Annotated in this window: 12 protein-coding genes and 1 tRNA gene; 5 read left to right on the forward strand and 8 right to left on the reverse strand. The window is 61.8% G+C overall.

Going from position 1 to position 10219, the window contains the following annotated elements; genetic code table 11:
• The 5 genes from CG471_RS31045 to CG471_RS27220 all read right to left on the reverse strand — a co-directional run.
• A partial coding sequence (locus CG471_RS31045; RefSeq protein WP_218964293.1) for a hypothetical protein occupies positions 1-208 on the reverse strand: 208 nt, incomplete at its 3' end.
• Between the two features lie 34 nt (positions 209-242).
• Positions 243-947 carry a pirin family protein gene (locus tag CG471_RS27205; RefSeq protein ID WP_010335959.1) on the reverse strand — a complete coding sequence of 235 codons (705 nt, stop codon included), beginning with the start codon at positions 945-947 and terminating at the stop codon, positions 243-245.
• Between the two features lie 109 nt (positions 948-1056).
• Positions 1057-2250: an RNA-guided endonuclease TnpB family protein gene (locus tag CG471_RS27210; RefSeq protein WP_010335960.1), complete on the reverse strand. Its 1194-nt coding sequence runs from the start codon at positions 2248-2250 to the stop codon at positions 1057-1059.
• A 129-nt stretch (positions 2251-2379) separates the two neighbouring features.
• Positions 2380-3423 carry a hypothetical protein gene (locus tag CG471_RS27215; protein ID WP_010335961.1) on the reverse strand — a complete coding sequence of 348 codons (1044 nt, stop codon included), beginning with the start codon at positions 3421-3423 and terminating at the stop codon, positions 2380-2382.
• Positions 3424-3474: 51 nt separating this feature from the next.
• Entirely contained in the window at positions 3475-3888 is a 414-nt protein-coding gene (locus CG471_RS27220; protein ID WP_252364921.1) for a helix-turn-helix transcriptional regulator, read from the reverse strand.
• 109 nt (positions 3889-3997) lie between these two features.
• Here CG471_RS27220 and CG471_RS27225 point away from each other — a divergent pair, with 109 nt between their 5' ends.
• Both CG471_RS27225 and CG471_RS27230 read left to right on the forward strand, forming a co-directional pair.
• Positions 3998-4750, forward strand: a complete 753-nt coding sequence (locus CG471_RS27225; protein WP_010335962.1) for a hypothetical protein — start codon at positions 3998-4000, stop codon at positions 4748-4750.
• A gap of 16 nt (positions 4751-4766) precedes the next feature.
• A complete protein-coding gene (locus tag CG471_RS27230) occupies positions 4767-5021 on the forward strand; it encodes a hypothetical protein (protein WP_010335963.1) in 255 nt (84 codons plus the stop codon).
• A gap of 151 nt (positions 5022-5172) precedes the next feature.
• Here CG471_RS27230 and CG471_RS27235 read toward each other — a convergent pair.
• A tRNA-Arg gene (locus CG471_RS27235) sits at positions 5173-5249 on the reverse strand.
• A gap of 87 nt (positions 5250-5336) precedes the next feature.
• Here CG471_RS27235 and CG471_RS27240 point away from each other — a divergent pair.
• A complete protein-coding gene (locus CG471_RS27240) occupies positions 5337-6056 on the forward strand; it encodes a queuosine precursor transporter (protein WP_037510686.1) in 720 nt (239 codons plus the stop codon).
• A gap of 239 nt (positions 6057-6295) precedes the next feature.
• Positions 6296-7288 (forward strand): sensor domain-containing diguanylate cyclase, encoded by a 993-nt coding sequence (locus tag CG471_RS27245; RefSeq protein WP_257211705.1) that lies wholly within the window; start codon positions 6296-6298, stop codon positions 7286-7288.
• On the opposite strand, the gene truA is transcribed toward CG471_RS27245, so the two are convergent.
• Together truA and fmt are read right to left on the reverse strand one after the other, a co-directional pair.
• Positions 7261-8019: a tRNA pseudouridine(38-40) synthase TruA gene (gene truA / locus CG471_RS27250; RefSeq protein ID WP_017503436.1), complete on the reverse strand. Its 759-nt coding sequence runs from the start codon at positions 8017-8019 to the stop codon at positions 7261-7263. The genes CG471_RS27245 and truA overlap by 28 nt on opposite strands.
• A gap of 4 nt (positions 8020-8023) precedes the next feature.
• Positions 8024-8932: a methionyl-tRNA formyltransferase gene (gene fmt / locus CG471_RS27255; RefSeq protein WP_099234384.1), complete on the reverse strand. Its 909-nt coding sequence runs from the start codon at positions 8930-8932 to the stop codon at positions 8024-8026.
• 179 nt (positions 8933-9111) lie between these two features.
• Here fmt and recR point away from each other — a divergent pair, with 179 nt between their 5' ends.
• Positions 9112-9708 carry a recombination mediator RecR gene (gene recR / locus CG471_RS27260; protein ID WP_017503434.1) on the forward strand — a complete coding sequence of 199 codons (597 nt, stop codon included), beginning with the start codon at positions 9112-9114 and terminating at the stop codon, positions 9706-9708.
• The last annotated feature ends 511 nt before the right edge of the window (positions 9709-10219 follow it).

Raw genomic sequence — 10219 nt, forward strand, 5'->3', positions numbered from 1 at the left:
AGATGCCACCACGTGAGTGGACCATGGCGAAGGCGCAATTTGCCGTGATCTTCGGCGAACGTTTCATCAGAGCCATGGCGGCCTGATGATCAACCGCCCGGCCGCACACGGAAATCCTGACAGTCCCGACTGGCGGTAACTCCATGCTTCGTATGGGGTGGAAAATACGTTCACAACCCGAGCGATCTGATTCATTTGGCTTGGTCATCCACCCTGTGAGGTTTTCTTAAAGCGATCAGCCCTCAGGCTTCAGAAAGCTCTATGAGGAGCACTTCCGCGTCTCCGACGCCGACTATGGTTATGACTTCAACATCGTTGATGAGAATTCCGTCGTTGCGGTTGGCGACAACATCACCGACCTGAACAGCGCCGGTGAGCGGCACGACATAGCCGAAATTGCCTGCTTCAAATCGGTAATCCGCAGTGCCACTGTCGGTCAGCACAATGCGCGAGAGGCGGGCATTGGCTCGCATTGGCAGTGAATTGCCTTCATTGTCGAACCCGCTGGCCAATGTAACGAACTGCCCCGGCTCACCATCATCAGCGAACCCATTCGTGACGGAAAATGGCTCGCCAGCCTGATGGTTGGGCATCAGCCAGATCTGGACGAATTCGACTGGTTCAGCTTCGTCTGGATTGCCGCGCCTGATAAAGACACCAGTTCCAGCTGACATGATCTGACAATTGCCTGCCTGGAGCATCCCGACATTGCCCAGGTTATCTTCGTGATAGAGGAACCCACTGGTGACGTAGGTCAGTATCTCGGTATCGGCATGCGGAGTTTGCGGCAGGGCAGCGCGGGGAGAGATCGTCTCGTGGTTCCACATGATCATATCGCCCCACTGCATCGGATGTCCGCCGCAGCTCTCAGGCCCGAAATGCTGAAGGCTTTGGAAATGATCCAAACGGAAGCTGCCGAAGTCGCGGGAGGGGCGTAAGGTGATCATCAGGGTTCCAGTGCGAATATGTATGGCTAAAGCGGGTTTGAAAAAACCAAACTGGCTTTGGACAGGCAGTTGCTATGCAAACGCGCTGCATTTCCGGGTGGACGCGCAGCTAGACGCTGGCGTTGGGCAAAACCTTGCCCACCCTGCGACCCAAAGCGGCCGCATGCGCGGAGAGACCGCGCGCAAGGATGTTGATTGCGTTGTTGGTGCCTCGTGGGACATCGGCGCCGCACGCACAGATGTGCCGGTCAGCATCGTTACTTTCAGAGGTTGGTGATCCGCATGCATTGCACGTTTGCGTAATGTGTCTCGGATCGACAACGACGACTTTGCCACCAGCTTTTTCAGCTTTGTAGCGGATCATCTCAAGAAGGCGCTTTGGTCTTGGCTCGGCCAACACCTGACCGTTTTCTCGTATCGCGATTGCGCCAACGCCGTCTGATGGGCGTCGTGTGCGTGTTGGTCGGGGAAATTGTTTGAGCGCGAGATCTTCGACCACGATCGTTTCAAATCGATTAGTGATCGCCGCCGAGATCTGATGCAGCCGCGTGGAACGGAGGTTTATCACCCGTTGACTGGCGCGGTCTTGGCGTTCGCGCAGCTTTTTACTTCGGCGGGAGTCTTTCTGGCATCTTGCCAGTGCCCGGTAGGCCCGACGCAACGCGGAACTCTGAGTGGTCTTACGGGGTGTGTCGTCGAAGAGAGAGCCATCTGACAGCGATGCTAGTTGCTCTATGCCGAGATCGAGGCCGCATGCGCTACCGGGTTTCTTATGCTCTTGATCGCCGACTTTGCAATCAATCAGGATGGCAACATGCCATTGGCGGGCTCTGCGGGTGAAGGTGAGTCTGGCGAGGCGAGCGTCAGCCGGCAAAGGGCGATGCATGCGCATGCGCAATTTCCCGACGATGCCATCGACCGTTAGGTAGCCATCGGCAATAACACATCCTCGTACGCCGTGGACGCCAAAACTGCGCCAACGCTCTTCGGAGCGGAAGCGCGGGAACCCGGCGTTGGGGTTGGCCGTCAGGCGATCGCGATACCTCGTCATTGCGGTATCGACGCAGCGCAAGGTCCAGTTGTTAATGCCCCAGGGCAGGGCAGTATGCTGGCGGTTGGCCATTCTATACGCAGGGAGAGACTTGGTATCGTCTTCGTATGTGAGATGGACGCCGCGCTGAAAGGCTGCACGCCGATTTTGGAGCGCGTCGTTGTATAAATTTCGCTGCAGCTGCAGGATCGACGCCAGGCGCGCATGTTGCGCCCGGGTTGGCTCGATCGGAAATTTATACTGCAAGAACATGTGCTTGCATGTGACGCGCAAAAGTTAACGCAAGGTGGATATTCGAAGATCAATCAGGCGCAAATGGGACTGACGGTTGGGATCCTATTAGTCAGCGTGCCCCATTAATCCCACCTTGCCGATAACGTGCTACCTGCTCGGGGACAGAGATTGGGCATAGGCGACGTCAGTTGGCGTCGCTTTGGCTGGCCCTTTGGTAATCGCATGGACCGCTGCCGCGGCTGATACGGCGGGCTCGGCCTCGCGATTGATCTGCAGGCCAGCGTGATAGCGCTCCAGAAGCAGAGCAACGGCTGGACGCACGACAGGCAGAGGCAGAGTTTCGCGAATTGCGAATGGGATTGAAGGATTGCGGCGCGGATTGAGAGGCACGCGGCCGAGCTTGGTGCCGAACATAGCAGTGAGGGCCAATCCTGGCCGACGAGAATCCACCTGAACGTCTGACTTGGCGATGCCGATTGAGCGTAACTGGGCTTTCGTGCGCGGGTCATCGACAGGAGCGTTCCGGTACATCGCCAAAGATGCGCGTGCGGGTGATGCGGAACTCGTCTTCTCAGCGGCCTCGGTGACCAACTGGAGGATGTCGTCGGCAGTTGGCCGATCTGCGGTGACGACATGAGCGAGAGCAGTGCCACGGCTGACATCTATGAAAGCCGTGAGCACAGCGTGATAGGGGATGTCATTAGGGCCATCGACCGCCACATCGAGTGGCGACATATCGATGGCGTAGTCGGTATTCATGCCGGTGTAGGACGCGATATCGGTCACTTCCATGGGCAGATTGAGTCTCGTGCGGACTGCCCGTTTGCTTGGTGGACTTATTTTACGCTTCTCGCATAAGGCTTCGGCGGCAGACTGGATCGCCCCTGGCCGAGCGCCCGGGCCGGCGTGCGCGATGGCTTCTTCGAGAGCTGCTCTCGTTTCAGCAGGAAGCTGACGGGGGTAGTTGGACAGAACCTGATCGTTCAGCTGGAGCGAGTCCTTGTACGCCCGAATGATCTTGAAGAAGTTGCGCTCCTTATACCCCAGCCGAGTGGCGGCAGCGGTAACAGCTGCTGCCATTCGCCGACTGCCCTTCCTTGGGAGCTCTTCGACTTCTAGAGCGCGCCGGTAAGCTTCCGGCCACTGCTGAGGCGTGAAGGTCACCATGTAGTGGGCAATGCGATCTTCCATTTTTCTTCACTCCTGAGTTTCGAGGAGCGAAGCTGAGCGTATTCAGAAAATTCAGGGCGTCACTGAGGCCAGACCATTGAGGTATGTGCTGATGGACGACGCTGCGGCTGTATCAGCCCGATAGATCACCTGTTTTCCCGCACGGCGCGAGGAGACCAGGTGGGCACGCGATAGAATTCCCAGGTGGGAAGATAGCGTGTTTGCAGGGACATTGAGGTGGCGCGCAATTTCTCCCGCCGGCAGGCCTTCAGGCGCCCGGGCGAGTAGGCGGTAGATATCATGGCGAGTCGGTTGCCCTAGCGCAGCCAGGGCCTCGACCATTGCTGATGAGTCCATGGGCCAGACTATCAGCGATCCATCCCAACCGGTCAAACGGTTAGTGACGGACAGATCCGTCAGCCAAATCAAGAATGTGCCGGCTGATGTCCGTTGAGACGTCCGTTGAAACAGGAAATCGAACGCCATTCAATTCTATAATTCCAGAATCATTGAAATGAATGTACAAGTCGATAAATGGAGCGTGCGACTCGCGCAGGCTTCTCTTGAAAAGGATGGTGACAGAAAGGGTTTCGCAATGCTGACGCACGAGATGTACGAACAGAGAATAGCTGCACGGACCCAGCGCTCAGCGCTGGATTACTTCACCACTTCAGCTCTGTTGGGACGCCCTGATCCGCTGGCCAGTGATAGCCCTGACGATGTTTCATTCGACTTGACCTACAAGATGGTAGACCGCCTCGTGATCGCGGCCGTCGAAACCGGCGCTCGGTTCGAGCGTGACAGCTTGCAGTCCGATCCATTGGCTTGGCTCTATAGCTCGCAGCCTCCGTTCGGCGGGGCGCGACCGCTGGAAGCGTGCCTGACCGCGCCAGGGTTGATGAGATGCATCATGTTTCATGCCCTGGACTTGGAGCTTGGAACGCCCAGTGATCTGGTCGACCAAATCCTCCGTAGCGACGGTTACATGTCGGGGGAGGCGACGACCGGAGGGCTCTGGAATACCGGCAGGGACCGGGAGAGTGCCGGCCATGGTCGGACGCTGTACACCGCGACGATCGTCGATGTGCGGGTGGATCAGATCCACCATGTCTACCATGCGATGATGGCCTGCGATCTCGCCGAGGCGAAAGGATTGCTCAGACTTCGTTATGGAAGACAGTTGGCGGACCAGGCTGAGGTCCGCAGAGGGTACGACGCGAGCAACCCGCTGGCGGTCTCTATGGTGTCGGACGCGATGGGGGCGATCTTGGCGATGGTAGCCAGCAATCCTCAAAGTGCGTTGGCTGAAGGGCTGGACCTGCAGCTCGAGTCTAGGTTCGCGCCGTAGAGATGGCGCGCAGGCCATGATGGTCGTCACGATCACAATCTGGCCGGGTGGCGATGAGGCAGCGGCTTTCGATATCGCTCAGATGAAGATCGAGAACGAGAGTAGGCTGGCCGACGTCAGCGATTACACCGCTCGGATCTTCCAGTGCGAAAATCTCCGACTAGGGGTGCAGGGGATAGATACCCGGGTGCAAATATCGTCACATCCTCGCCGGGATGGGCCTTGGACGTTGCTCAGACGGATACTCAATCGCCTTGATTTGCCGTCCTGAATGGGACGTTCCTAATTCCTCGCTGACGGCGAAAACCGCATACTTCGCTACACCCTCTTAAACCGAAGTGGCCGAAATTAGCCATTTCTGCCTCTCAGAGGATCACGAAAATGAAGTAAAGGAGCAGTCTTGCTGACAACCGATATTTCGTTGGCGACCCCGGCAGGATTCGAACCTGCGACCATCCGCTTAGAAGGCGGATGCTCTATCCAACTGAGCTACGGGGCCGTGCGCGGGAGCGATAGCGGGGCTTGGGCTGCGGCGCAATCTTTCGCAGCCGTTGCAATCGTGTGTCGGCGGGATATGCACTGAAGGATGAGCGACGCGGGCATCCGGAAAATCGACGCGACCGTGCTGGGCGCACGGCCGCTGCGCTATTATGATTTCTTCATGGCGGCGTTCGTCGCCATATTGCTGTTGTCCAACCTGATCGGCGCGGCCAAGCTGTCGTCGCTGGGCGGCGTCACCTTTGGCGCGGGCATCCTCTTCTTTCCGCTCGGCTATGTGATCGGCGACGTGCTGACAGAGGTCTATGGCTATGCGCGGGCGCGGCGCTGCGTCTGGGCGGGCTTTGCCGCGATGCTGTTCATGGCGCTGATGAGCTGGGTGGTGGTGGCCTTGCCGCCGGCCGAGGGCTGGCCCGACCAGAAAGCCTATGAGGCGGTGTTCGGCAGCACCTGGCGGATCGTCTTTGCCTCGCTTTGCGCCTTCTGGGCGGGCGAACTGGCCAACAGCTTCGTGCTGGCCAAGATGAAGATCATCACCCAGGGACGGCATCTGTGGATGCGCACCATCGGCTCGACCGTGGTGGGGCAAGGGGTGGACAGCCTGCTCTTCTACCCGCTCGCTTTCTATGGCGACTGGACCACGACGCAGGTACTGACCGTGATGGTCACCAACTGGGCGATGAAGGTCGGCTGGGAAGCGGTGCTGACGCCCGTCACCTATGTGGTGGTCAATGGTCTCAAGCGGCGCGAGGGGCTGGACGTCTATGACGCGGGCACCGACTTCACCCCGTTCCGCACCCGGCTCTGACGATCCGAAAGCCTGTTTGAAAAATCGCGAAAGGGCGATTTCCAGTATGGTTCCAGCCCGCTCCCCCGCCCAACCACCCGATCCAGTGTCATCCTGTCGGGTGGTTGGGCGGGGGAGCGGGCTGGAACCGGCTTTCTCAAACCCACTCTGGAGCCAGTAAATTATGTAATCTAAAGAGAGTCTTTACCTTGTTGGGCGCAGGAGGAAGCGTGCCAGTCAGGAAAGAATAGTCGCCCATCGTGCCCATCGCCTCCGCCCAGTCCATTGTCCCTGATCGCGATCCCGTGATGACCCCGGATGCGATCTGCCGGATCGACCGCCTGACTCATGTCGCGCGGGCACTGAGCCAGGAGGCGCAGACGATCCAGGCCAATCTGGCCAATGCGGAGCGCCGGTTCCAGGCGACCTTCCAGCACGCGCCGGTCGGCATTGCCCATGTGGCGCTCGACGGCAGCTTCCTGACGGTCAATCCCCGTTTCGAGGAGATTACCGGCTATCCGGCCGCGATGCTGATGCGGCTGGGTTTCCAGCAGATCACCCATCCCGATGATCTGGATGCCGATGTCGCGCTGCTCGGCCGGCTGCACCGGGGCGAGTTGCAGCGCTATACGCTGGAGAAGCGCTATATTCGCGCCGACGCGTCGCTGATCTGGATCAACCTGACCGTGGCGCTGGTGCGTGACGAGCGGGATGCGCCCGAATTCTATGTCGCCGTGGTCGAGGATCTGTCGGAGATGCGGCAGGCCCATTTTGATGCGATCCATGATCCGCTGACCGGCCTGCTCAACCGCCGCGGCTTCGTGGTGCGGGCGCGGGCCTTGTTGCGTCAGGCAGCCGAGGTGCATCGCGCCGTCAGCCTGATCTATCTCGATCTCGACGGGTTCAAGCAATTGAACGACAGTCGCGGGCATAGCGCCGGCGATCGTTGCCTGGTCGATGTGGCGCGGCTGATCGAGGATATGGTCGCCCCTCGCCATGTCGTGGCGCGGATGGGCGGCGACGAGTTCGTGCTGCTGGTCGACGAGGAAGGCACGGATCTGGGCGAGGCGCTGCGCGTCGGACTGATGACGCTGGGCGGCGCACATGGCGGTGTCAGCGGCAGCTTTGGGCTGGTCACGCTGATCCCCGACGATGACACCGAACTGGACAGCATCGTGGCGCGCGCGGACGAGGCGATGCTGGCGGCCAAGCGCGCCGGCAAGAATCAGCTGGTGACTACCGCGCTGCTATAATCGGCGCGCACGAAATAGAGGCCGTCGGGCGGCGCGTTGAGCGCCAGCCGGGCGCGGTCGCGCGCCTCCAGCGCATCGCGCAGGTCATCGGCGCTCCAGCGGCCCATGCCGACCATCGCGAGACAGCCGACCATCGAACGGACCTGATGATGGAGGAAGGATCGCGCCTCCGCCCGGATGGCAATGCGATCGCCCTGTCGCTCCACATCCAGCATCGCCAGTGACTTCAGCGGACTGGCCGCCTGGCAATGGACCGAGCGGAAGGTGGTGAAGTCGTGATGGCCCACCAGGATCTGCGCCGCATCGTGCATGGCGTCGGCGTCGAGCGGCTGGATCACCCGCCAGGCAAGCCCTGATTCCAGGGTCAGTGGCGCGCGGCGATTGGCGATGCGGTAGATATAGGCGCGGCCGGTGCAGCTGAAACGGGCATGCCAGTCCGGCGCGACTTCCTCACAGGCGAGGATCGCGACCGGATGGGGCCGCAGCTTCGCATTGATCGCCTCCATCAGGCGAAAGGGCGTCAGCGGTTTTTCGACATCGGCATGGGCCCGCATGGCCAGGCCATGGACGCCGGCATCGGTGCGGCCGGCAGCGTGCAGGATCGCGCGCTCGCCGGTGACGGCATGGATCGCATCCTCGATCGCCTGCTGGACGCTGGGGCCATGGGCCTGACGCTGCCAGCCCATATAGGGGCGGCCGTCAAATTCGACGGTGAAGGCGAAACGGGCCATCGGATCAGGCGTCGACCCGGCTGCCGGTGGGCATGTCGAAGCCGCGCAGCAATTCGCCCGCCGACATCGCCGCCTTCCCCGCGCGCTGGATCAGCGTCGGACGGATCGCGCCATGGCCGCAGCCGATCAGCAGGCTGTGGTCGAGCAGTTCGCCCGCCGGCCCGGCATGATCCTCGACCGTGGCGGCGAGGATGCGGAAGCGTTCGCCGTCATATTCGAAGAAGGCGCCGGGGAAGGGGTTGAAGGCGCGGATCTGCCGTTCGACCTGATGCGCGTCGCGGCTGAAATCGATCCGTGCCTCCGCCTTGTCGATCTTGGCGGCATAGGTGACGCCCTCTTCAGGCTGGACCACCGGGGGATGGCCGGCAAGATCATCCAGCACATCGACCATCAGGTCGGCACCGGCCTCCGCCAGTTCCTGCGTCAATTCGCCGGCCGTCTTGTCCTCGACCGGGGTGACATGCTTGGCGCGCATCGGCCCGGTGTCGAGCCCCGCCTCCATGTCCATGATGGTGACGCCGGTGACATTGTCGCCGGACAGGATCGCGCGCTGCACCGGCGCGGCGCCGCGCCAGCGCGGCAGCAGCGAGCCATGGATGTTGAGGCAGCCATGGCGCGGCATCGCCAGGATCGCGCGCGGCAGGATCAGCCCATAGGCGGCAACCACCGCGACATCGGCGTCGAGCGCGGCAAATTCGGCCTGCACCGCCTCGTCCTTGAGCGAAACGGGCGTGCGCACTTCTATCCCCAGTTGCTCGGCACGGGCCTGCACCGGGGAGGGGCGCAGCGCCTTGCCACGGCCGGCCGGGCGGGGTGGCTGGCTATAGACGGCGACGATGTCATGCCCGGCCTTCACCAGTGCATCGAGCGCTGGAACAGCGAAATCGGGGGTGCCCATGTAAATGATACGCATAGTTTTTCCGCTTCCCGCACCAGCCCGCTCCCCCACCCGGCCGCCCTTCAAGATACTGCCGTTGGGTGGCCGGGTGGGGGAGCGGGCTGGCACCGCATTTGAAATCTGCCTGGGGCCAATTTCCAAGATCGCTCTCAAACCTCTTGTCGGGACGACTTGCAAGCCCTTATCTCGGTTCCATGGCATCCCCAGAAATCGAGACGCTGACCCAGGCGCTGTCGCGACTGCCCGGCCTTGGCCCCCGTTCGGCGCGCCGCGCGGTGCTGCATCTGCTCAAGAAGCGCGAGGGCGCGCTGGAGCCGCTACTGCGCGCGCTGGCGGCGGTCAATGAACGGCTGGTCACCTGCCAGACCTGCGGCAATGTCGACACGGTCGATCCCTGCGGCATCTGTGCCGATCCGCGCCGCGACGCGCGGGCGCTGTGCGTGGTGGAGGATGTCGCGGACCTGTGGGCGCTGGACAAGTCGCGCCTTTTCCCCGGTCGCTTCCATGTGCTGGGCGGGCGCCTCTCTGCACTGGAGGGGGTGCGGCCTGAGGATCTGAGCATCGACGCGCTGGTCGCGCGGGTCGAGGCCGGCGGCATCGATGAGGTGGTGTTGGCGATGAACGCCACTCTGGAGGGGCAGACTACCGCCCATTATCTGGCCGAGCGGCTGGAGCGCTTCCCGATCCGCCTGACCCAATTGGCCCATGGCGTGCCGGTGGGCGGCGAACTCGACTATCTGGACGAGGGTACGTTGGCCCAGGCGCTGCGCGCGCGGCGGCCGCTGGGCTGAGCATAGGCGCGCGCGTCTCCCGAAGTTCACACCGTTATCGGGCTTTTTGGGGCAAATGCGCCGGGAACGCGCCTGCGACGCGCCAGCTTTGCGCCGGTGGCGCGTCACCGCCCATGGGGCGCGGGTGTCGAATCTGCGCCCGCATCGCCCCTGTGACGCGACAGTCGCGCTTCTGCCGCGCACCAGGAACGCCCCTATGGCGCGATCACCACGCGTCGATGGCCCGCGCGCAGTGGGCCATGACAGGGGTGGAAAGGCGGGGGGATGATGATCCATCCGGGCAGTAGATCAGACAGGCGGCCTGTAGGACAGGCCGGATGATGGACGGGAAGGGCGGCGAATTTGGGTGGGAACAAGACATTCCTCCCCGGCACGGGGAGGGGGACCGCTCGCGTAGCGAGTGGTGGAGGGGCACAGGCCGGATAGCGCAGCGCCAAGAGGCACCTGCCCCTCCGTCAGCGCTTCGCGCTGCCACCTCCCCGTTCCGGGGAGGAACGTCCACTTCTGGTCG

The organism is Sphingobium sp. IP1, from assembly GCF_002708645.1.
GTDB lineage: Bacteria > Pseudomonadota > Alphaproteobacteria > Sphingomonadales > Sphingomonadaceae > Sphingobium > Sphingobium yanoikuyae.